This is a genomic window from Malaciobacter sp. (assembly GCF_055140965.1).
On the sequence record NZ_JBSRRO010000018.1, the window covers coordinates 12,612 to 33,951 of the forward strand.

24 protein-coding genes are annotated in these 21,340 nt (G+C 26.6%); 13 read left to right on the forward strand and 11 right to left on the reverse strand.

Going from position 1 to position 21,340, the window contains the following annotated elements:
* Positions 1 to 15: 15 nt before the first annotated feature.
* Positions 16 to 534: a 5-(carboxyamino)imidazole ribonucleotide mutase gene (gene purE, locus ACTCCZ_RS06815; RefSeq protein WP_079577464.1), complete on the reverse strand. Its 519-nt coding sequence runs from the start codon at positions 532 to 534 to the stop codon at positions 16 to 18.
* Positions 531 to 1,682, reverse strand: coding sequence for a 5-(carboxyamino)imidazole ribonucleotide synthase (locus tag ACTCCZ_RS06820; protein ID WP_079577463.1), 1,152 nt, complete (start codon positions 1,680 to 1,682; stop codon positions 531 to 533). The genes purE and ACTCCZ_RS06820 overlap by 4 nt, the downstream gene beginning before the upstream one ends.
* A gap of 214 nt (positions 1,683 to 1,896) precedes the next feature.
* Here ACTCCZ_RS06820 and ACTCCZ_RS06825 point away from each other — a divergent pair, with 214 nt between their 5' ends.
* On the forward strand, positions 1,897 to 2,493 hold the full coding sequence (locus tag ACTCCZ_RS06825; protein ID WP_079577462.1) for a hypothetical protein: 597 nt from the start codon (positions 1,897 to 1,899) through the stop codon (positions 2,491 to 2,493).
* Between the two features lie 38 nt (positions 2,494 to 2,531).
* Here the strand turns inward: ACTCCZ_RS06825 and rny are convergent, their stop codons facing one another.
* Positions 2,532 to 4,076: a ribonuclease Y gene (gene rny, locus ACTCCZ_RS06830; RefSeq protein ID WP_079577530.1), complete on the reverse strand. Its 1,545-nt coding sequence runs from the start codon at positions 4,074 to 4,076 to the stop codon at positions 2,532 to 2,534.
* Between the two features lie 25 nt (positions 4,077 to 4,101).
* Positions 4,102 to 4,641, reverse strand: a complete 540-nt coding sequence (locus ACTCCZ_RS06835) for a 5-formyltetrahydrofolate cyclo-ligase (RefSeq protein WP_079577461.1) — start codon at positions 4,639 to 4,641, stop codon at positions 4,102 to 4,104.
* A gap of 61 nt (positions 4,642 to 4,702) precedes the next feature.
* On the opposite strand from ACTCCZ_RS06835, the gene ACTCCZ_RS06840 reads away from it, so the two are divergent.
* From ACTCCZ_RS06840 to ACTCCZ_RS06865, 6 genes are all read left to right on the forward strand, one after another.
* Positions 4,703 to 5,263 carry a TlpA family protein disulfide reductase gene (locus ACTCCZ_RS06840; RefSeq protein ID WP_079577460.1) on the forward strand — a complete coding sequence of 187 codons (561 nt, stop codon included), beginning with the start codon at positions 4,703 to 4,705 and terminating at the stop codon, positions 5,261 to 5,263.
* Positions 5,263 to 6,267 (forward strand): signal recognition particle-docking protein FtsY, encoded by a 1,005-nt coding sequence (ftsY, locus tag ACTCCZ_RS06845; protein ID WP_079577459.1) that lies wholly within the window; start codon positions 5,263 to 5,265, stop codon positions 6,265 to 6,267. The genes ACTCCZ_RS06840 and ftsY overlap by 1 nt, the downstream gene beginning before the upstream one ends.
* Before the next feature lie 22 nt (positions 6,268 to 6,289).
* A complete protein-coding gene (locus tag ACTCCZ_RS06850; protein WP_159445714.1) occupies positions 6,290 to 7,174 on the forward strand; it encodes a cache domain-containing protein in 885 nt (294 codons plus the stop codon).
* The gene (locus tag ACTCCZ_RS06855) at positions 7,171 to 7,836 is read left to right on the forward strand and encodes a response regulator transcription factor (RefSeq protein ID WP_079577457.1); all 666 of its coding nucleotides are present in this window, start codon (positions 7,171 to 7,173) and stop codon (positions 7,834 to 7,836) included. Before ACTCCZ_RS06850 ends, ACTCCZ_RS06855 begins: the two co-directional genes overlap by 4 nt.
* A complete protein-coding gene (locus ACTCCZ_RS06860) occupies positions 7,820 to 8,956 on the forward strand; it encodes a sensor histidine kinase (protein ID WP_131828675.1) in 1,137 nt (378 codons plus the stop codon). Before ACTCCZ_RS06855 ends, ACTCCZ_RS06860 begins: the two co-directional genes overlap by 17 nt.
* Before the next feature lie 72 nt (positions 8,957 to 9,028).
* The gene (locus tag ACTCCZ_RS06865) at positions 9,029 to 9,976 is read left to right on the forward strand and encodes a c-type cytochrome (protein WP_079577455.1); all 948 of its coding nucleotides are present in this window, start codon (positions 9,029 to 9,031) and stop codon (positions 9,974 to 9,976) included.
* A gap of 14 nt (positions 9,977 to 9,990) precedes the next feature.
* On the opposite strand, the gene ACTCCZ_RS06870 is transcribed toward ACTCCZ_RS06865, so the two are convergent.
* The 3 genes from ACTCCZ_RS06870 to ACTCCZ_RS06880 are packed head-to-tail and all read right to left on the reverse strand — an operon-like array spanning position 9,991 to position 12,085.
* Positions 9,991 to 10,545, reverse strand: a complete 555-nt coding sequence (locus ACTCCZ_RS06870) for a YqiA/YcfP family alpha/beta fold hydrolase (protein WP_079577454.1) — start codon at positions 10,543 to 10,545, stop codon at positions 9,991 to 9,993.
* Positions 10,542 to 11,438 (reverse strand): DMT family transporter, encoded by an 897-nt coding sequence (locus tag ACTCCZ_RS06875; protein ID WP_228145285.1) that lies wholly within the window; start codon positions 11,436 to 11,438, stop codon positions 10,542 to 10,544. The genes ACTCCZ_RS06870 and ACTCCZ_RS06875 overlap by 4 nt, the downstream gene beginning before the upstream one ends.
* A 47-nt stretch (positions 11,439 to 11,485) precedes the next feature.
* Positions 11,486 to 12,085, reverse strand: a complete 600-nt coding sequence (locus tag ACTCCZ_RS06880) for a Crp/Fnr family transcriptional regulator (protein ID WP_196778249.1) — start codon at positions 12,083 to 12,085, stop codon at positions 11,486 to 11,488.
* Positions 12,086 to 12,344: 259 nt separating this feature from the next.
* Between ACTCCZ_RS06880 and ACTCCZ_RS06885 the strand changes: the two genes are divergently transcribed.
* Positions 12,345 to 13,646, forward strand: a complete 1,302-nt coding sequence (locus tag ACTCCZ_RS06885) for an ATP-binding protein (protein ID WP_079577452.1) — start codon at positions 12,345 to 12,347, stop codon at positions 13,644 to 13,646.
* 139 nt (positions 13,647 to 13,785) lie between these two features.
* Here ACTCCZ_RS06885 and ACTCCZ_RS06890 read toward each other — a convergent pair whose 3' ends face one another.
* Positions 13,786 to 15,708, reverse strand: a complete 1,923-nt coding sequence (locus ACTCCZ_RS06890) for a methyl-accepting chemotaxis protein (protein WP_159445713.1) — start codon at positions 15,706 to 15,708, stop codon at positions 13,786 to 13,788.
* Positions 15,709 to 15,928: 220 nt separating this feature from the next.
* Here ACTCCZ_RS06890 and radA point away from each other — a divergent pair, with 220 nt between their 5' ends.
* On the forward strand, positions 15,929 to 17,278 hold the full coding sequence (gene radA, locus ACTCCZ_RS06895; RefSeq protein ID WP_079577450.1) for a DNA repair protein RadA: 1,350 nt from the start codon (positions 15,929 to 15,931) through the stop codon (positions 17,276 to 17,278).
* A 29-nt stretch (positions 17,279 to 17,307) separates the two neighbouring features.
* On the opposite strand, the gene ACTCCZ_RS06900 is transcribed toward radA, so the two are convergent.
* On the reverse strand, positions 17,308 to 17,757 hold the full coding sequence (locus ACTCCZ_RS06900; RefSeq protein WP_079577449.1) for a sll1863 family stress response protein: 450 nt from the start codon (positions 17,755 to 17,757) through the stop codon (positions 17,308 to 17,310).
* The gene (locus ACTCCZ_RS06905; protein WP_079577448.1) at positions 17,754 to 18,059 is read right to left on the reverse strand and encodes a sll1863 family stress response protein; all 306 of its coding nucleotides are present in this window, start codon (positions 18,057 to 18,059) and stop codon (positions 17,754 to 17,756) included. Before ACTCCZ_RS06905 ends, ACTCCZ_RS06900 begins: the two co-directional genes overlap by 4 nt.
* Before the next feature lie 139 nt (positions 18,060 to 18,198).
* Between ACTCCZ_RS06905 and ybeY the strand changes: the two genes are divergently transcribed.
* Both ybeY and ACTCCZ_RS06915 read left to right on the forward strand, forming a co-directional pair.
* Entirely contained in the window at positions 18,199 to 18,618 is a 420-nt protein-coding gene (gene ybeY / locus ACTCCZ_RS06910) for an rRNA maturation RNase YbeY (protein ID WP_079577447.1), read from the forward strand.
* A gap of 2 nt (positions 18,619 to 18,620) precedes the next feature.
* Entirely contained in the window at positions 18,621 to 19,541 is a 921-nt protein-coding gene (locus tag ACTCCZ_RS06915; protein WP_079577446.1) for a calcium/sodium antiporter, read from the forward strand.
* A gap of 6 nt (positions 19,542 to 19,547) precedes the next feature.
* Here the strand turns inward: ACTCCZ_RS06915 and ACTCCZ_RS06920 are convergent, their stop codons facing one another.
* Complete coding sequence (locus ACTCCZ_RS06920; protein ID WP_079577445.1) at positions 19,548 to 19,952, reverse strand: Fur family transcriptional regulator; 405 nt, start codon at positions 19,950 to 19,952, stop codon at positions 19,548 to 19,550.
* A gap of 198 nt (positions 19,953 to 20,150) precedes the next feature.
* Here ACTCCZ_RS06920 and ACTCCZ_RS06925 point away from each other — a divergent pair, with 198 nt between their 5' ends.
* Together ACTCCZ_RS06925 and ACTCCZ_RS06930 are read left to right on the forward strand one after the other, a co-directional pair.
* The gene (locus tag ACTCCZ_RS06925) at positions 20,151 to 20,588 is read left to right on the forward strand and encodes a Dps family protein (RefSeq protein ID WP_079577444.1); all 438 of its coding nucleotides are present in this window, start codon (positions 20,151 to 20,153) and stop codon (positions 20,586 to 20,588) included.
* A gap of 89 nt (positions 20,589 to 20,677) precedes the next feature.
* On the forward strand, positions 20,678 to 21,331 hold the full coding sequence (locus tag ACTCCZ_RS06930) for a ferritin family protein (RefSeq protein WP_079577443.1): 654 nt from the start codon (positions 20,678 to 20,680) through the stop codon (positions 21,329 to 21,331).
* The last annotated feature ends 9 nt before the right edge of the window (positions 21,332 to 21,340 follow it).

Genomic DNA, 21,340 nt, shown 5'->3' on the forward strand with positions numbered 1-21,340 from the left:
ACTTATCTATTTAAATTACATAGTTTTTAAATACTGCTCGTATTTAACATCTTCTAGTTTATCAATCTTTGTTTGTACCTCATCAAGCATTTTTTCTTTATACTCTTTGATTTTTTTTCTTGTATCCTTGCTTTTTACACCAAGTATTTGTGCTGCTAATATTCCTGCATTTTTTGCACCATTTATTGCAACTGTTGCAACAGGAACTCCTCCTGGCATTTGAACAATAGATAAAAGTGAATCCATACCCTCTAAAGAAGATCCTTTTACAGGTACACCAATTACAGGAAGTGGTGTAAGTGAGGCAACCATACCAGGTAAATGTGCAGCTCCACCTGCACCAGCTATAATTACTCTAAGTCCTCTTTTTTCTGCATTTTCTGAATATTTTACTAATCTTTTTGGTGTTCTATGTGCTGATACTATTGTAACTTCATACTCAATACCAAACTCTTCACACATTTGTGCAGCTGCTTTCATAACTGGAAGATCAGAATCACTCCCCATAATAATTCCAACTAATGGCTTACTCATATTTTTTTGCTCCCTTTAATCTTTAAAATATTTTTTGCTTTATTTGCTTTTTCCAAAGCTTTATTTATATCATCATCTAAAACAGTAATATGTCCCATTTTCCTAAATGGTTTTGTTACACTTTTACCATAAAAATGAAAAGATAATTCAGGAATAGCAAGTGCTTCATGAATTCCTTCAATAAATGGCTCACCCTCATATCCCTCTTCTCCAAGTAAATTAACCATAACAGAAGCAGATATAAGTTTTGTTGAACCTAAAGGTAAGTTTGTAACAGCTCTAATTATCTGTTCAAACTGAGATGTTGCACATGATTCAACTGTATAATGACCTGAATTATGAGGTCTTGGAGCTATCTCATTTACTAAAACCTCACCTTTTTTAGTTAAAAATAACTCAACTCCAAAAATACCAACACCATCAAGTGCTTTAATTGATTGTGTAGATACCTCAATGGCTTTTTCTTCAATCTCTTTTGAAATTCTAGCAGGAGCCATCACACTATCACAAATATTTACTCTTTCATCAAATAACATTTCAACTACAGGGTAACATTTAATTTCACCTTCAATATTTCTAGCAACAATAATTGCCAACTCTTTATCAATATCAACTAATTCTTCAATAAATGATTCAGTTTTTATACAATCTTTCATATCTTCTGGTGTTTTTAACATTTGAACACCTTTTCCATCATAACCACCAAATTTAGTTTTTTGGATTACAGGAAAACCAAAAGAAGCTAAATCATCTTGAGTTTTTACATCTTTATAAGCAGGAACAGCAATACCTTTATCATCAAGAAGTTTTTTTTGTTCATATTTATTTTGTATTAGCTCCATTACATAAGGAGAAGGATGTATATTGTGCCCTTTATCAAATAACTCTTTTAAAACAGATGTATCAATATGCTCTAATTCAAATGTAGTAACATCACTCTCTTCTACTATTTTTGTTAGTTTCTCTTTATCATAAAATCCAGCAATTATTTGTTTATCTGAAACTTGAGCAGCAGGACAATTAGGTGTTGGATCTAAGATTGTCACATGAAAACCCATTTTTTTTGCTTTTTGAGACATTATTCTACCTAATTGTCCCCCACCTATAATTCCTAATTTTAACCTTGAATAGTTAAAGTTTTTATCCATTAATAATTTCTCCATATAAATTTTTGCTATTTAAAAATAGCACCAAGTATTTTAAGTTAGTAAATTGACATTTGATATTATATTATATCAATTCCTTCTTTAAAAGTTGTTCACCCAAGATAAAATGGTCTTTGTTTAAACTTTGTTAATAAATGAATAAATATTCATTAAGAAAAAAAATGTACAATTAAAAAAAATAAGGAGTAAAAAAGAAGTGAAAAAAAAATTTAATTTATCACAAACATTTAGAAAATGGCATAGAGATTTAGGTTATTTAGTTATAGGAATTACAATTGTATATTCTCTTTCAGGGATTATGTTATCATTTAGAGATCTACATATTTTTGAAAAAGAGTATATGCTTACAAGTAAAATTGAAAAAAATCTAAAAAATCCAGAAGATAGTTTCATAGATAGTTTTATAAAAAATGAAGAAAAATCAAATTTACCAAGTCATGTAGTTAAAAAATCAGTTATTGATTCACTAAAACAAATAGAAAATACAGATACATATATAAAATATCAAATTTCTAGAAAAAAAGATTTGAAAACCATAACTTATTATAAAAATAGTGGAGAGGTAATATACTCTATTAGCGCTTACCCTACTTTTATTAAGCCTTTTATTGATGCCCATAAATCATCATCACAAGACAAATGGTTATACCTTTCATTGACATATTCAGTAATACTTTTTTTCTTAGCAATATCTGCTATTTTTATGGTTAAAGGGAAAAATGGATTTAGACAAAGGGGAGTTTATTTAACTCTTTTAGGAATTATTTTAATAGCTTTATTTTTATATATATAATCTTATGCATTTTGCATAAGATTATATTTTTAAGTTATTTATCTAGCATAACTTTCTGCTCTTGATTCTCTAATAACATTAACTTTAATTTCGCCAGGATATTGAACTTTTGTTTCAATATCTTGTGCAATTTCATTTGCAAGAAGTACCGCTTCATCATCATTTATCAATTCTGCTTTTACGATAACTCTCACTTCCCTTCCTGCGTTAATTGCAAATGCATTTAACACACCTGTTTTACTAGTTGAAATATTTTCAACCTCTTCTACTCTTCTTAAAAAGCTTTCTAATACTTCTCTTCTAGCCCCAGGTCTTGCAGCACTTAAAGCATCAGCTGCACATACTGCTGCACTTTCTACATTTATTGGTTCTTCATGTCCATGATGAGCATAAATTGCATTGATTACAGTCTCATTTTCATCATAGCGTTTACACATTTCTGCACCTAAATGCACATGTGAACCTGGCATATCATGAGTTAAAGCTTTTCCAATATCATGTAAAAGTCCTGCTCTTCTTGCTAAAATTGTATCTCCACCCATTTGTGCAGCTAACAATCCAGCTAAATTTGCAACTTCTAAAGTATGTTTTAAAGCATTTTGACCATATGAAGCTCTATATCTTAATCTTCCTACAAGTTTAACAAGTTCAGGATGCATAGAAGTAATTCCAAGTTCTAATATAACATCTTCACCCTCTTTTAAGATATTTTTATCAAACTCATTTTTTACTTTTTTGTAAATCTCTTCTATTCTTGCTGGTTGAATTCTTCCATCTTCTAATAACTCTTCTATAGTTCTTGTAGCTATTGCTCTTCTGTATAGATTAAAAGAAGAAATAGTGATTGTATTTGGAGTATCATCAATAATAATATCCACTCCTAAAAGCATCTCTAAAGCTTTTATATTTCTTCCTTCTTTACCAATAATTTTTCCCTTAGTTTCTTCATCACTTAATGGTAAATTGTTGATTAATCTCTCAGCAGCAAACTCACCTGCATATCTTGTAACTGCTTGAGATAGCATATTGTTTATCTCTTCTTTTGCGTTAGTTTCTGCTGCTTTATATTGTTTTCTAAAAATAGAGGCTATTTGAGCTCTACTATCTTCTTTTACTTTTTCAAGCATAAGCTCTTTTGCCTCTTCAAGAGTAAGTCCAGAAGCATTTTCTAAAACTTTTATTGCTTTACTTATTTTTTCATCATAAGTTTTTTGTTGTTTTTTCAAGCCTTCTTTAATTGTAGTTATTTTTTTATTTTTTTCCACAATTTCAGCTTTTTGCTCTTTTATAACTTTAAGTTCAGATTCTAAATGCTTATTTAGCTCTTTTTCTTTTTTTTCAATTTGAAAAAGCATATCATCATACTCTTTTTTTGCTGCTCTAAACTCTTTGTCATAATCTCTTTTTGCTTTAACTTGAGCATCTTTTAATATTACTTCTGCTTCATGCTCAATAACTTTTGCTTTTGCTTTTGCTTGTTCAATTAAAATATCAAACTTAGCACTATAAAACTTTTTTACTATTAATACACTAATCAAAGCTGTAAGAAGTGCTGTTATCACACCTACTACAATTGATTCCATCATTATTAAATCCATATTCAAAACCTTAATTTGTAATTATATAATTAGCTTGAATATCGTAATCATTAGATAATATTTTTGGCGTTTTACAAAGTTTAAGTTGAGTAAAAACTATACATGGAGTATAGCCTAAACGGTAAAAGAACCTATCATACATCCCTTTTCCAAAGCCAATTCTTTTACATAGTCCATCCACTCCCACTACTGGAACTATTGCTAAATCAATCTTTTTTGCTTTGAAGCTAGAATTTGGTGGCTCTTTTATACCAAACTTTTTTTTCTTCAATGGTAATCTATATTTAACTGCTTTAAAACTATCTCCTATCATATAAGGAACATAAACTTCACACACCCTCTCTTTGCGAAGTCTATTTATAAGTGGTAAAACATCAACTTCAATTCCCATTGGAATATATAAAAGTACTCTTTTTGCTTTATATTGTTTTATTAATATATGTAAATTTTTTACTACTTTTTTATCTTTATAAATCTTTGAAAAACGACTCTCAAATTCTAATCTTTTAATACACGATTTTCTAAAATCACGCTTGTGACTCTCTTTCATATTTAAGCCTTACTTGGATAAAATTCTTACCCAGCAAATTATTTTACCAAAAGGAATTAAAATGCAGTTTAAGAATATAGCATTTATAGCAATTTTATCTATACTTTTTTTCACAGGTTGTGGTGATTCAAAAGTAAATGAAGATGGTAAAACTGAAGCTAAGATACAAACTAAATTTCAATTAAACAATATTGATGGAACTACTTTTACAATTAATAAAGAAGGTGAAAAGCTTATATTTGATTTACCAGAGAAAAAAATAGTATTACTAAACTTTTTTGGGACATGGTGTAATCCTTGTATAGCAGAGATACCTCATTTAAATAATTTAATAAATAAATATCCAAAAGATTTAGAAATTGTTGCTGTAAGTTTGGATAAAAAGAATGAAAAACAAACTACAAATGAAGCTTTAGAATCATTTAAAAATAAATACAATATTCAATACAAAATAGTAAATAGTGAAGAAAACTATAAGTTAGCAAGTGCATTAGGAGAGATAAAAACTATTCCTACAATGTTTTTAATTGATAAAAAAGGAAACATTAAACAAAAATACACAGGTGTTATTCCAGAAGAGATGATAGAAACAGATATAAAAAAAGAGCTTGAGGAAAAATAATGTTTAGTTTTTTTAAGAAAAAAAAAGAAGAAGACAATAATGAAGAAATAGCAAAAGAAGAAGTTGAACAAACTACTCAAAAAGCTTTAGATGAAGAAAAAATTCAAGATAATAATGAAGAAGAACACAAAGGTTTTTTCTCAAAAGCTTTAGAAAAAACTTTTGCAAATATTAAAACTGTAGTTCCCCATAAAAAAGAGAAGATAAGTTTTGATGACATTGAAGAACTTTTAATTGAAGCAGATGTTGAATACGAAATAATAGAAAAAGCTATGGATGGACTTCCTGAGATGATTACAAGAAAACAATTAAGACACAGACTTGTGATGCTTTTTGAACATGCTCCCAATGTAGATTTATCAAACCTTCCAAAACCATTTGTAAGACTGATAATTGGAGTAAATGGTGCAGGTAAAACAACAACAATAGCAAAACTTGCTACAAAATCAAAAAAAGAGAATAAAAGTGTTATTTTAGGTGCAGGAGATACATTTAGAGCGGCTGCTATTGAACAGCTTTCATCTTGGGCTGATAAAATTGATGTTCCAATTATAAAAACAAAACAAGGACATGATCCAAGTGCTGTTGCATTTGATACAATTTCATCTGCTGTTGCAAGAGGAATTGATAATGTTATTATTGATACAGCAGGAAGATTGCAAACTCAAACAAATCTAAATAATGAACTTAAGAAAATTGTAAAAGTTTGTAATAAAGCATATGAGGGTGCTCCTCATCAAAAATTACTTATAATAGATGGAACACAAGGAAATAGTGCAATTTCTCAAGCACAAGCTTTTAATGAGATGGTTCAAGTTGATGGAATTATTGTAACAAAACTTGATGGAACAGCAAAAGGTGGAGCTTTATTTTCTATCTCAAACAGACTTGAACTACCAATATTTTATGTGGGTGTTGGGGAAAAACAAGATGATTTAATAGAGTTTAGTCCCGATGAATTTGTTGATAGTTTATTGGATGAAATCTATACAAAAGAACAATAAAACATAAAACATGAGGTGAATATTGCAATTTTTTAAAGCAAATAAATACTTAATAATAATTGTATTTGTAACCTCATTTTTTATCTTACTAACATTTTATTTTTTAAAACATTTAAATAATAGCGATGATTTATTAAATAAACTAGAAAACTCTTTAAATACTACTAAAAATCTCTTTGAAGAACAAAAAAGATATGCTTTATCATTATCTATTTTATTATCAGAAGATAAAGAGATTGTAAACAGCTTTTTAAATAACAATAGAGTTGAAACTTTTAATGTAGTAAATAGAAAAATAAAAACACTGAAAAAACTTCAAAATAGTAATTTAGAAGTTCAAATTCATAACAAAGATTTAAGTACATATTTAAGAAGTTGGGATTTAAGCATAAAAGATATACCTCTTTCAAGTTTTAGAAAAGGACTTGTAAAAGTAAAAGAAGAAAAAAAACCAATTGTTTCAATAGAACTTGGTAAAAGATTAAATATAAAAGCCATATCTGCTATAAAAAACAATGGAAAATATATGGGTTCACTTGAAGTTATTGTTGGTTTTAATTATCTTACAAAACAATTAAAACAAAAAGGCTGTACTCTTTATGTATTATTAAATAAAAAATATTTAAATATTGCTACAAACTTAAAAGATAATCCCAAAATAAAAGATTATGTTTTAGTAAATAGTGTAAATATTGATGATTTAAAAGATTTAAATTTGAATGATTTGAAAGATTATGGATATATTTCAACAAAAAAACACTCCTTTGCTTACTTTTCATATTATGATTTAAACAATAAACATTTAGGTTATATTTTTACATCAATTTTAAATAAAAATCAAATAAATTTAAATAACTCTTTTAATTATGAAGAGATCAATAGTAACAAAAAGGTAGAGATAAAATGAGACTTTTACTACTTGAAGATGATTTAGAATACAAACTTAGCATAAAAGAGTATTTAGAATCTTTAGGATATGAAATTGATGATTTTGATGATGGAGAAGATGCCTTAAGTGCAATATATGAAAATAAATACCATTTACTTATCTTGGATATTAGAGTTCCAAATATAAATGGATATGAAGTTGTAAAAAATATAAGAGAAAATGGTGATAATACACCTGTTATTTATATTACTTCACTTACTGATATAAATAATCTAAGCTTGGGGTATGAACTTGGTTGCAATGATTATATAAAAAAACCATTTTCACCAAAAGAGTTAAAATATAGAGTTGAACAACTTTTAAAACTTTTTTATACAAATGAAAACAGTGATAAAATAGATTTAAAATCTAACTTTACCTATGATATTTTAAAAAAACAACTCTTTAAAAACTCAGAATTAATACAGCTAACAAAAAAAGAAGCAGAAGTTGTTTTTTGCTTAATTACTAATAAAAACCAATTTGTAAGCATAGATAAATTAAGAAGTGAAGTTTGGGATGATAAATATATTTGTGAAGCAGATATTAGAGTTTGTATTAAAAAAATAAGAGATAAAACCTCAAAAGATTTTATAATAAATCAAAGAGGAATTGGATATAAAATTGATAGAGAAAAATAGACATTTTATATTTAAAATATCTTTATTTTATACAACAATATTTTTTATATTTATTGCAATCCCAATATATTTTTATACAAACTTAGAGTTGGAAAATTATAAAAATAATCAAAATAGACTTCTAATAGAACATGCACAAAAAATACAAAGAGCAATATATGACTTTTCAAGTTCAAAAAGCGATACATTTAATTTTCCAAAATCTTTTAAATTTGAAGCAACACTAATATCAAAAGAAAAGAAGATTATATATAAAACTAGAAATATAAATATCAATAAAAACTCTAAAATAAGCATAGAAGTAGAGTTAGCAAAAAATAGATTAAATGCAAAATATCTAAAAGTTGAAAAAGAACTCTCTTATAAGGAGATATATTTAAAGATTTTAGTACTTATTTTATCTATTGGATTATTTGTATTCATATCTATATATTTAATTATAAAAGCAAGTATTGAACCATATAAAAAAGCAAATGAATATTTAGATGCTTTTTTCAATGATGCCATGCATGAGTTAAAAACTCCTTTGGGTGTAATACAGTTAAACTTAGAGATATTAGATGAAAAACAAGCAAATACAAAAGAGATAAATCGCTCAATAAATGCTGTTAAAAATCTTTTTTTAGTTTATGAAGATATAGAATACTTAATTAAACAAAAAAGCGTGAAATATAATAAAGAAGAAGTTGATTTTAGCTATATTTTAAAACAAAGGGTTGATCAATTTGAAAGTTTAAGTGTTACAAAAAATTTAAAATTTATCTTAAATATAAAAGATAATATTAATATTTATATAAATAGAACTCACCTACAAAGAATCATAGATAATACAATCTCAAATGCAATAAAATACTCTTATAAAGATACTAATATAACAATAACTTTAAAAAATGATGATAAAAATAATACCATTTTTAGTGTACATAACTTCTCAAATCCTATAAAAGATACTAAAACAGTTTTTAATAGATACTATAAAGAAAACCATATAAAAGGGGGCTTTGGTATAGGTTTGAATATTGTAAAAAATATTTGTGAATTAAATAATATTAAAATAGCACTAAGCTCTACAAAAGAAAATGGTACATGCTTCACATATACTTTCTTAACTAAAACTTAATTTATACTATTAAAAGTAAACATAAAAGTAACTTTATATTTATATAATAACTTATAAATAAAAGGAGCTACCATGAATAAAAAAAATTTAGTTGTTACAACAGCATTAATTACTTTGTTTTCATCATTTGCATTTGCAGCACAAGAAATGGCTGCACCAAAAACTTATCCAACAGGAGAAGTTGGTAAAATAGTTAAATTAGGTGAAGATATTGTAAATAACACAGATACACATCCTTTAACAAAAGATTTTGTTGGAAATAAACTACAATGTAAAAGTTGTCACTTAAAAGGTGCAGATGGCAAAGTAGGTACAGCAGAGGGTATATCAAGTTGGATTGGAACAGCAGCAGCATTTCCAGCATGGTCAAAAAGAGAAAAAACAGTTCAAACACTACAAGATAGATCAAACAACTGTTTTATGAGAAGTATGAATGGGAAAAGACCAATTATAGATACAGAAGCAAGTGTTGCTATTGCTGCTTATATAACTTGGTTATCAGAGGGTAGTAAAATAAAAATGAATGAAAAAGGTCCTTGGAGTGAACATAATACTAAGTTATATCCAAAAGCTGTAAAACACTTCAAAAAAATACAAAAAAATGCTACTCATGAAAATTATCTTTCAGGAAAAGAGATCTATAAAAATCAATGTGCATCATGTCATGGAGCAAATGGTGAAGGTCTTGCAACATTTCCACCATTATGGGGTAAAGATGCAAATGGAAATTGGTTAAGTTATAATACAGGTGCAGGAATGAGTAAACTAGATAAAGCAGCAGCATGGGTTAAATCAAATATGCCTTTAGGACAAGGAAATAGCATGAGTGATCAAGATGTAGCAGATGTTGTTTTATATATGAATGCACAAGAAAGAGCCTCTTTTGATCTTAAGAAAAGACTTCTACCAAAAGAAGAAATGGGTTATTATAACTCTAAAGTATTTGAAGAAAAACATACAGTTGAAAGCAACTTTAAAGCTTTAGGACTTGACTTAAATAAAATCAAAAATGGTAAATAGTAAGTAAAGACTTACTATTTATTAAAAAAAGAATCAATTTTTAAAAAATAGTTTTCTATATTATAAAAAGAGTGATTCCCTCCTTCATAAACTTCCAAATAGCTATTTGGAAGTTTTTTAATAGCTTGTTTATAATCTAAAATTTCATCACCAGTTTGAAGCAATGTTAAAAAATTCTTTTCATTTTCTATACTATTAACTTCAATTTGTTTTAGTTGTTGCATATGTTTTGAAGTTATTTCAAAAGATGTTTCATCAAAATAGTTCTTTGCCATACCAATTTTATCTAATGTTTTATATGGAAAGATTGCTGGATTTATTAATACGGCTTTTAAGTTATACTTATTTGCTAAATAAATAGAGTAATATCCACCTAAAGATGAACCAATTAGCTTTACTTCTTCACCTTTTGATTGAAAAGCTTTTATTAGTTGTTCTAAAGTATCAATTGCTAAAGTAGGAACATAAGATAAAGAAGGAGTTATAATATCATCTTTAAAAAACTCTTTAAATAAAGAAGCTTTTCCTCCATGTCCACTACTTCCAAAACCATGTATATAAATTATCATTTTTTAAGCCTTTTATTTTTTTGTAATAAAAATGTTGCAATAGAAGTAATTATAATACCTGGAATAACTATAGTTTCAATACTTTTATGATCAATAATTAAAAGTAAAACAGCAACAGCAACAGGATTTAAATATATATATGACATAACTTTTGTAGGTCCTAAAATCACAGTACTTTTTTGATATAAAAACAAAGTTATAATTGTTGTTCCAATTATTAAATAAAGCATATTATAAATCAAACTACCTTCAATTAATTCCCAATTTAGTGGTTTTTGAAAGATAATTATTCCAAGTGCCATCCAAATTGCCCCACCAATTAATGTACAAAACACAAGAACTAAAGGGTTGTCATTTCTATATAAAAGTTTTATAGAAATTGAGTAACAACACATACAAAAAGAACCTATTATAAATATATAATCACCATCATTTAAAGAAAAAGATAAAAGTAATTCAAGATTTCCTTTAAAAATAACCCATAAGGTTCCAATTAAACCAATAAAATATACAAGTAATTTATTAAAACTAATTTTTTCTTTAAATATAAATAGTGCTAAAATTGCAGTCATTAAAGGAACAAGTGTATATAAAGTTCCAGTATTTAATACAGTTGTTGATTTTAAAGCCTCAAACATTCCCATAAAATACAATGAATAAAAAAGACTAATAACAAGCGCTCTTGGCAAAGTTTTTAAGATGCCATCTCTTAATGATTTTCTAAATAAAATAAATGGAGCCATAATAATTATAGCTCCAATAAATCTAAGAAAAGTCAAAGACAATGGATTAACAGCATTTGCTAATTTTTGAGAAGCTAAAAATGAACCTGCTACTAAAAAAGTAGCAAATAATACATACATATGTGCTTGTAAAGTTGAAGTATTTTTCAATAATAATCCTTGATTTTTTGAAATTTTAGTAAATAAAAAAGTTTTTGTCATTTACATATGTTGATGCTTTTTCTAATTCTACTTAATTGCGTAGCTGATATACCAATATGAGAAGCGATATGGTGTTGTGCAACCCTACTTTCAATATTGGGGTGTTTATTAATAAAATTCAGATATCTTTTTTTTGCATCATCTATAACTAGTGATATTTCAATATTTTCTTTTTCAATAATCCAATTTTTTTCAATATATGCAATATAAAAATTTTTTAATTCATTATTTTTATTTATCAATTCTTTATACAATTCAAAATCAATATCAATAACAATACTATCTTCTAAACTTTCAATACCTAAGTAAGACTCTTGTTTTATTAATAATGAGACAACAGATGCAGAAAAGAAGTTTTCAAAAAAAAGATTTTTATTATATAAAGCACCATTTTCATCTAAAAAATAAGTTCTTAATAAACCTTTACATATAAAATGAATATATTTTGCTTTATCACCTAAGTAAAGTAATGTTTCACCTTTTTTTATCACATTTAATGTGCAAAACTTTTTAAATTCATCAAAAGTTTCATCACTAATAGTGGAGTAACTATTAAGCGCTTTATGAAGTTGCATAAAATAACTGTTTTTATTCAATAATAATCTCCATTAAATATTAAATAATAACAAAATTATGATAAAAGAGTACTTTTGATTTATTTATAAGTTAGATTTTAAATGAAAATTAAAATAGTATCTTAAAAAAGATACTATTTTTGAGAAGTACTAAAAATTCCGTGCCAATTTTTAAATTAAATTATACTTCTTTCAAACAATTATTTAAGTTTTTAATATGATTAATCTTTTAATTATAATAAATATTGTATGATATAACATATAATTTTAGGAGTAATTGATGGATAAGTCTGAGATAATATCTGTATTAAATGATTGGAACTATTGGAATAAAGATATAACAGGAGTAAAAAATAGACCAATTTATGATAAAAAAATAGCAAAATTTATATCTAAAGATGAAATTGTTGTTATAAAAGGAATACGTAGATGTGGAAAGTCTACATTAATGCTCAATCAAATAAAAACACTTATCAACAATGGGGTTCCTAAAGAAAATATTTTATTAGTAAACTTAGAAGACCCTAGATTTTTAAACCATTTAGATGTAAATTTACTCGAAAATATTAAAAACACTTATTTAGAATATCTTAATCCATTGGCAAAACCCTATATTTTTTTAGATGAAATTCAAAACATCCCAAACTGGGAAAAGTGGGTCAATAAAGAGTATGAATTAAAAAAATCATTTTTAACTATTACAGGATCAAACTCTTCAATGCTAAGTAGTGAAATAGCAACTGTTCTTAGTGGTAGATATATCAGTGTAGATGTGTTTCCATTAAGTTTTAATGAGTTTATAAATTTTAATAATACGAGCGTAAATAATAAGCTTGATTTAGTAGATAAAAAAATAGAGCTAAATCGATACTTAGAAAATTATATCAAGTTTGGTGGATTTCCAAAAACTTTAGAGTATGAAGCAAATGAAATAAAAGAGCTTCTAACAACATACAAAGACTCAATACTCTTAAAAGATGTAGTTGCACGATTTAAACTTAAAAACTTTTATACTTTAGAAGAAATAGCTGCATATTTACTAAGCAACAGTGGAATAATACAAAGTACTACGAAACTAAAAAACAATTTTAGAATATCTTTTGATATGGCAAGAGATTATATAGAATATCTTAAAAAAGCATATATGATTTATGAGATAAAAAAGTTTGATTTTTCACTTAAAAAACAAAATGTTAATGATAAAAAATACTATTCGTGTGATCTTGGGCTTTCAAATATATTTAGAGTACCAAACACACAAACAAGAGGAGATGATCTTGAAACAGTTGTATTTTTAGAACTTAAACGAAGAGGATATGAAGTACACTACTATAAAACATCTAATAATCTTGAAATAGATTTCTTAGTAAGCTTTAACAATACAATAGTAGAACTTATACAAGTAAGCAAGTCTATAAAAGAAGAAAAAACTCTCACTCGTGAAGTAACTCCATTTACAAAAACAATTGATGAACTAAAATTGCAAAAAGATATAAAATGTACCATAATCACTGAAGATAATAGTAGTACAAAAGAGAATATTGAAATACTTAATATTAAAGAATTCCTTTTAATATTTTAAAAGATTACACAGTAAGAGAAAAAGGAGCATTTCCAAATAATAAAATTGGAACTTAACCCTTTGCTAGATGAACTTAAAGTTTAACTCTGATAGGATTTCTCCTATCAGAATTACTTTGACATGAAATATTTAACGATCTTTATTTTTGAATAAATTTATTCTTTTTGACTTCATTTTCAATCTCTTTAGACATACCCTCAACGGTTTTTACCACTTCATTTGTTTGTGTTGCGATTAAAGCATTTTCTTGTGTAGTATTGTCTAATTGTGAAATTGCACTATTAATTTGCTCTAGCCCTTTCATCTGTTCACTTGAATTAGTTGTTACAGTTTCAACTATTTTTGTTGTATGTATAATATTTTCATTTAAACTTTCAAAGCCTTTATACATTTGCTCAACAACTTCTTTACCACTAGTAGTACTAATTGTTGCACTTTCAACTAACTCTTTAATTTTACTTGCAGCTTGGGCACTTCTATTTGCTAAATTTCTAACTTCAGCAGCTACAACAGCAAAGCCTTTTCCAGCTTCACCAGCAGTTGCAGCTTCTACTGCTGCGTTTAGTGAAAGAATATTTGTTTGAAAAGATATTTGATCAATAATTGTTATTGATTCAATAATTGCTTGAACATGATTATTTATATCTTCCATTGAATTTGTTGTTTTTCTTGATAACTCTTTACCCTTTGATACTTCATCTTTTAAAGAGTTTGAATTTTTTGCAAGTTCATTTGTATATTTACTATTTTCTCTCATAGTTTGTGTTATTTCTTCAAGATTTGCAGCACTTTGCTCTAAAGAGACTGCTTGTTCATTTGCACTTGTTGTTAGTCTATTCATATTTGAAGAGAGAGTATCTGAACTTTCACTTAATATTTCTCCATTATGCAAGTTAATATTTAGCATCTTTGAAATTTCAATTCCTAGGTTATTAACCCCACTCATTAAAGTACAAAGATGCCCTTTACATGACATATTAGTAACTTTTGTAAAATCTCTTTGTTCATAAGATTTTAAAACTTCAATTGTATGCATAATTGTTGTTTCTAAATTAGTAATCATAATATTTAAATCTTCAGTTAGTTCATTTATAACTGCATTTGAAGTTGTTGCTTTAACCCTATTTGATAAAATACCTGAACTTACATCACTAACAACTTTTGATACATCTTGTAAAACGATATCATCTTGTTCAATTGTTTGCTTGATTTTTTTGATATTTTCATTTATTTGTTTTGTCATTTTTCCTATTTCATCTTTTGTTGTAACTTCAATAAGTTCAACACTTTTTTTCTCTTTATTTAAAAAAGATAAAAATGAAAGTAAGCCTTTTTCAAAAACTTCTAAAGGCTGTATCAATGATACCTTTGAAATATATGAAACTACTAAAACTAAGATTATTAATATAACAACAATTATCGAAATAAGCGTAATAATCAAACTACTTACATTATCATCAACTCTTTTTTCAATTTTACTTACTTTTTCTTCAATATCATCAAGATAAATTCCAGTAACTAAAGTCCAATTAAATTTATCTATATTTTTTGAAAAAGCCATTTTCTTTATTAATTTAGTAGTATTTGGTTTTTTATAAAAATATTCAACAAAGTGCGTATCATCTTTTGCATTTTTAACTAAAGCTTCTCTAAATGCAAAACCTTTAATATCAGTCTTTGATAAATCAGTTTTTGTACCATTTAGTTCAGGCTTTGTACTATGAAACCCAAAATAGTATCCATCTTGCTTTTTTTCATATGCAAAGAAATATCCACTGCCATCTAGAAATCTTGCTTTTGATATAACATCTATAACCCTCTTTTTTGCTTCTTCTTTTGTTTTACTACTATTTATAATGCCCTGAACTATTGTATGTATAGTCATTATTTGATTTTTAAGTAACTCTTTTTTTTCATTTACTACAGAGTTCTCAAAATCTTTAATTGTCTCCTCACTATTTTTATATGTTAAGTTTACCGTAATAATAGTAGTAATCAGTATTGCAACAAATACTGGTAATACTACAAGTGTTAACAGTTTGCTTTTTATACTATTAAACATCGCCATCTCTTTCCTCCTAGTTTGTGTATGATATATGTATTGAAATTAAATTTTAGTTTAAATTTAAAAATTTAATAATAATTTATAAGTTATGGTTCAGTTTGTAACAAAAGTGTAACAATTTAATGACAATATCATTTTATTACAATTTGAAATATTTTATTTCTAATAAGATTTTTTTGTGTATTATTTCATATAGAAAAGCTAAAGGTATTATAAAATGGCAAAAAAGAAAAGATCTTTATTTGAATGTCAACACTGCGGAGAACAAGCAACAAAATGGCTAGGTAAATGTCCCAATTGTGGTTCTTGGGACAGTTTTATTGAGTTAAATGAAGAACAACAAGAAGTTTTAAAAAAAACAACAAAACTAGTATCAACAACATCAAAAGCAAAATCAATTACTCAAGTCAAACAAGATGATATCACAAGGTTTACTTCAAACAATAGTGAATTTGACTTAGTTTTAGGAGGAGGCATAGTTCCTGGAAGCTTAACCTTAATTGGAGGAAGTCCAGGTGTTGGAAAATCAACTTTACTTCTAAAAGTAGCTGGAAATATCGCACAAAGCAACAAAAAAGTTTTATATGTTTCAGGAGAAGAGAGTGCGGGACAAATAAAACTAAGAGCAAATAGACTTGAAGCAAATCATGATGACTTATATTTATTAAGTGAAATTAAACTTGAAGAGATAATGGATGAGTTATTAAGAGAAAATTATGAAGTAGTAATTATTGACTCTATACAAACAATTTATTCAGCAGCTTTAACTTCAGCTCCTGGTTCAGTTTCACAAGTACGAGAGATTACTTTTGAACTTATGAGAAAAGCAAAAGATACTGATATTGCTATGTTTATCATTGGACATATTACAAAAGATGGTGCAATTGCAGGTCCAAGAGTATTAGAGCATATGGTTGATACTGTCTTATATTTTGAAGGTGATGCAAGTAAAGAGATACGAATGCTAAGAGGTTTTAAAAATAGATTTGGTTCAACATCAGAAATTGGTATTTTTGAAATGACAAATGAGGGATTAGTTAGTGCAAAAGATATAGCCTCAAAATTTTTTGATAAATCAAAACCACAAAGTGGTTCTGCTTTGACAGTTGCTATGGAAGGAAGTCGTGCACTTATTCTTGAAGTTCAAGCTTTAGTTACAGAAAGTACCCATCCAAATCCAAAAAGAAGTGCGACAGGCTTTGATGCAAATAGATTAAATATGCTCTTAGCACTACTTGAGAAAAAAATTGATTTACCATTAAACCATTATGATGTATTTGTAAATATAAGTGGAGGAATAAGAATAAAAGAGAGTTCTGCTGATTTAGCAGTAATAGCAAGTATTATAAGCTCTTTTAGAGATAGACCATTATCAAAAGAATCTGCATTTATTGGTGAAGTTTCATTAACAGGTGAGATAAAAGATGTATATTCAATAGATATGAGATTAAAAGAGGCTCAAGCACAAGGAATAAAAAAAGCAATATGTGCACAAAAGCCATCAACAAAACTTGAAATAAAAGTTTTTGCTGTTGATGAAGTTACAAAAATGTTAGAACTTTTTTAATAATTAAAAGCTCAAGGGAGCTTTTAATTTTATTTATCTACATTTTCCAACTCTTTTTCAGCTTTTTGCCAAGAAAGTTCAACTCTTTTATAAGCTTGTTCAAAACCATTTTTAATAGTTTGCCAAGCATCTAAAGAACTAGATTTTAATTGACCTAAATTTTCAGCTAATTCAACTCTTTGCTTTCTTAACTGTTTTAAAGTTTCTCTAGATTTTTCTTTTGCTTTTGTACTCATTTTTGTAAAGTTTTTATCAACTTTTTTTTCTAGAGTATTAATTCGCTCATCTAGTCTTTCTAAACTCTTTTCACTCTTTTTTACTAGTTGTTCTTTTTTATCAAAAGAGTAGTTTTTAATTGTACTTACTAACTCTTTTGTATCTTGCTTAATATCCTTAATAGTAATATCATTTGCACTTAAAGGAATAGCAATCACAACAAAACTGACAACTAAAAAATAAAATAGTTTTAATATTCTCATTTTGAAGACTCCTCATCTTTAAATTTTTTCTTTAAATTTGTTATCTCATCACTTAGTTTATCCCAATTGTGTTCAACTGATTCTTTAAAACTCTCCCAAGAATCATCACCTTTTTGTTTGAATTCACTAAGTTTTTCTTCTGCTTCTTTTTCTAACTTTTTAAGTTTTTCTATTTGATTTAAATATTCAAGTTGTACATCATTTTTTGCATTATCAACTCTTGTTTTTAAAATAACAATTTCATCTTTTAACTCTTCAAGTCTACCCTCAATTTTTTTCTGATAAAGCTCTTTTTTAGTCATAATGTTCTCCTTGTTTTAAATTTTGTTTTTTTGGTAACTTCTTAAACCTAACAACTATCAAGTTAAATCTTGCTGAAATATTTTTTTAATCTTATTTCAATCTATTTTAGATATTATTTCAAAAAAAATAGGACAATTAATGATTGATTTAGACAATCGTGTAGAGTTTGAAGTAGATTTAAAAAAACTTGAAAAAATTACTTCGAATTTAACAAATAAAGATATTGAATTAATTATCACAAATAATGGTGAAATTCAAGAAATGAACAAAGAGTATAGACAAAAAGATATGCCAACTGATGTGTTAAGCTTTCCTTTAGAGTTTAATATGCCTGATATGCCTTTAGGTTCTATTGTTATATCAAATGAATTTGTTCAAGAAAAAGCAAAAGAGTATAATCACTCAACACAAGATGAATTTACTCTTTTATTTATACACGGTCTTCTTCATCTTTTAGGATATGACCATGAAGTTGACAATGGTGAACATAGATTAAAAGAAGAAGAACTAATCAAAAAGTATAATTTACCAAATAGTTTAATTGTAAGGAACTCGTAAAAATGGATTTTTTAATTTTTGTTATCTCTATGGCTGCACTTATTTATGGTGCTGAATTTATTATACAACAAAGTGAAAAAATCGCACTTCATTATAATATTTCACATTTTGTTATTGGGGCAACTTTAGTAGCAGTAGGAACAAGTTTACCTGAGATGGCTGTATCAATGTCTGCTGCTATTAAAGGTAATGCAGATATAGCTGTTGCAAATGTAGTAGGAAGTACTATATTTAATATTTCCCTTGTTTTAGGTGCAGTATTTTTAGTTGCAAAAAAAATATCTCCAGATAGGGATTTATTTGCAAAAGATTCTGCTTGGTCACTATTTCCAATATTAATTTTTATCCTTATGGCAATTGATGGAAAATTAAATGCTATTGATGGAATTTTATTTTTATTATTAATGGCAGGATATGTTTTATTTTTAATTGGTTCAAACCAAGTTGAACAAATAGATGAAGAACTTACTAAAGAGAAGTTTGATTGGAAAAAAAGTATTGTACTTTTATTAATAGGATTTGTTTTTGTTGTAGTAGGTGCTGATTTTGCAATTGATAGTGCATCAAATATTGCAAGAACATTTGGAATTAGTGAATGGGCTATTGGACTATTTTTAATTGCCTTTGGTACAAGCTTACCTGAACTTACAATTTCTATTAAATCTGCACTTAAAAATAATGCTGATTTAGCAATTGGTAATATTATTGGTTCAAATGTAGCAAACTTTACTATGGTTTTAGGTGTTAGTTCTATTATAAGTGTATTAAATGTAGATTTATCTAAAAACTTTTTTGATATAGCAGCTGCATTTATAGTATCATTAATGCTTGTATTTATAACAGCAAATAAACTTTATAATAAATCTGCTGGTATTGCACTACTTGTAGTATTAGCACTTGTAATTCAAAATAGTTTAGTTTAAACTAAACTACTTTGAACAATCTGGACAAACTCCAGCAAAAATAATACTTGCTTGATTTATAGTATAATTTTTTGAAGAAGTTGCTTCTTGCACTAAATTAGAAATATCTAAATCAACATCTTCTATCTTTCCGCATGATGAGCATACTAAGTGTGAATGTTCATCCTTTACTAATTCATAAACTGATTTTGCATTTGGTATTTTAACTTCATTTAAAAATACTTTTTCTATCATTGCATTTATATTTTTATAAATAGTTGCTAAAGAAATAGATGGAAACTTTTCTAATAATTTTTTATATAGGTCATCAATGTTCATATGACCATTTGAATAAAGCTCTTCAACTATTGCTACTCTTTGAGGAGTAACTTTTAAATCATACTCTTTCAATAAAGTTGTATAATTAATCATTTTTGTACCCTTTTATACCTTTCGTGAAATATTACTATATATATCTTTTAATTTCCCAATTTTTTTGTTATTATAAGTTTATTTAAAAAAATAAAAAAATTAGATAAGTATTAAAAACTATTAAAGGAAAATAATTTTCCTTTAAGTTTTTATTGATATAATTTATCTAAAGAAAAAAATTATCTAAAGGAGAAGAAGATGAAAAAGCTATTAAAACAGTTAAAACTAATACAAGGAAGTTCTTTAGTAATGTATACTAAAGTTCATAACTATCACTGGAATATAAAAGGTTTACAGTTTTTTGCAATTCATGAAATGACTGAAAAACTATATGGTGAATTTAGTACAATTTATGATGATGCAGCAGAGAGATTGCTTCAATTAAATGAAAAACCTTTAATTTTAATAAGTGAAATAACTGAAAACTCATTTATTAAAGAAGATAAAAAAACAGATTTTGATGCAAAATATGTATTGTCAAATATTTTAGAAGATTTTGAAAAATTCTTAAAAGAGTTTAAAAAGCTTTCAGAACTTGCAGATGAAAATGGTGATAATACAACAGTAGCATTTGCTGATGATAATATTGCACATTTAGAAAAAAATATTTGGATGATTAAATCATCTATTTCTTAATCATATTGTCTTTTTTAAGTTTAGATGAATTATAATCACTAATGATGAATATTCATCTAAACATTATATAAAATATTTTAGGAGATAAAATGAGACAGTATGAATCTTATAAGTGTAATAAATGTGGAAATGTTGTTGAAGTACAAACAGTAGGTGGTGGTGAACTACACTGCTGTGGTGAAAAAATGGAGATGATTACGCAGAATTTAACTGCTGTTAATCTTATGAAAGCTTTTGCTGGTGAATCAATGGCAAGAAACAAATATGAATACTTTGCAAAGATTGCTCAAAAAGAGGGATATAGAGATATTGCAGAACATTTCCAAAGAGCTGCAAACAATGAAAAAATGCATGCAAAACTTGAACTTAAAGCCTGTAATGAGTTATTAACAGGCAAAGAGTTTGAAGATACTATTGGCAATTTGAAAATTGCAATTGCAGGTGAAAATTATGAAAATGAAACTATGTATCCAGATTTTGCAGAAATTGCAAAAGAAGAAGGACATAGACAAATCTCTAAAATGTTAGAAATGATTGGAAAAATCGAAATTGAACATGAGAACATGTATAAAGAACTTCTTCAAAGATTAGAATCAGGAAAAGAGTTTGAAAGTGAAGATGATGATGAAGAGTGGATTTGTGAAGTATGTGGACATGTACACAGAGGCAAAAAAGCTTTAAAAATGTGTCCAGTATGTAAACATCCACAAGAATACCAATCAAGACAAAATACAAAAAAATAAAGTAGAGAA

Bases quoted from the DNA above. Each gene is read 5' to 3' on its own strand.
- ACTCCZ_RS06890 (WP_159445713.1), bottom strand. From the start codon at position 15,708: ATGTTTAATAGTATAAAAAGCAAACTGTTAACACTTGTAGTATTACCA.
- ACTCCZ_RS06905 (WP_079577448.1), bottom strand. From the start codon at position 18,059: ATGACTAAAAAAGAGCTTTATCAGAAAAAAATTGAGGGTAGACTTGAA.
- ybeY (WP_079577447.1), top strand. From the start codon at position 18,199: ATGATTGATTTAGACAATCGTGTAGAGTTTGAAGTAGATTTAAAAAAA.
- ACTCCZ_RS06930 (WP_079577443.1), top strand. From the start codon at position 20,678: ATGAGACAGTATGAATCTTATAAGTGTAATAAATGTGGAAATGTTGTT.
- ACTCCZ_RS06870 (WP_079577454.1), bottom strand. From the start codon at position 10,545: ATGATAATTTATATACATGGTTTTGGAAGTAGTGGACATGGAGGAAAA.
- ACTCCZ_RS06900 (WP_079577449.1), bottom strand. From the start codon at position 17,757: ATGAGAATATTAAAACTATTTTATTTTTTAGTTGTCAGTTTTGTTGTG.
- ACTCCZ_RS06835 (WP_079577461.1), bottom strand. From the start codon at position 4,641: ATGAAAGAGAGTCACAAGCGTGATTTTAGAAAATCGTGTATTAAAAGA.
- ACTCCZ_RS06855 (WP_079577457.1), top strand. From the start codon at position 7,171: ATGAGACTTTTACTACTTGAAGATGATTTAGAATACAAACTTAGCATA.
- ACTCCZ_RS06925 (WP_079577444.1), top strand. From the start codon at position 20,151: ATGAAAAAGCTATTAAAACAGTTAAAACTAATACAAGGAAGTTCTTTA.
- ACTCCZ_RS06840 (WP_079577460.1), top strand. From the start codon at position 4,703: ATGCAGTTTAAGAATATAGCATTTATAGCAATTTTATCTATACTTTTT.
- rny (WP_079577530.1), bottom strand. From the start codon at position 4,076: ATGGAATCAATTGTAGTAGGTGTGATAACAGCACTTCTTACAGCTTTG.
- ACTCCZ_RS06820 (WP_079577463.1), bottom strand. From the start codon at position 1,682: ATGGATAAAAACTTTAACTATTCAAGGTTAAAATTAGGAATTATAGGT.
- ACTCCZ_RS06885 (WP_079577452.1), top strand. From the start codon at position 12,345: ATGGATAAGTCTGAGATAATATCTGTATTAAATGATTGGAACTATTGG.
- ACTCCZ_RS06920 (WP_079577445.1), bottom strand. From the start codon at position 19,952: ATGATTAATTATACAACTTTATTGAAAGAGTATGATTTAAAAGTTACT.
- radA (WP_079577450.1), top strand. From the start codon at position 15,929: ATGGCAAAAAAGAAAAGATCTTTATTTGAATGTCAACACTGCGGAGAA.
- ACTCCZ_RS06865 (WP_079577455.1), top strand. From the start codon at position 9,029: ATGAATAAAAAAAATTTAGTTGTTACAACAGCATTAATTACTTTGTTT.
- ftsY (WP_079577459.1), top strand. From the start codon at position 5,263: ATGTTTAGTTTTTTTAAGAAAAAAAAAGAAGAAGACAATAATGAAGAA.
- purE (WP_079577464.1), bottom strand. From the start codon at position 534: ATGAGTAAGCCATTAGTTGGAATTATTATGGGGAGTGATTCTGATCTT.
- ACTCCZ_RS06915 (WP_079577446.1), top strand. From the start codon at position 18,621: ATGGATTTTTTAATTTTTGTTATCTCTATGGCTGCACTTATTTATGGT.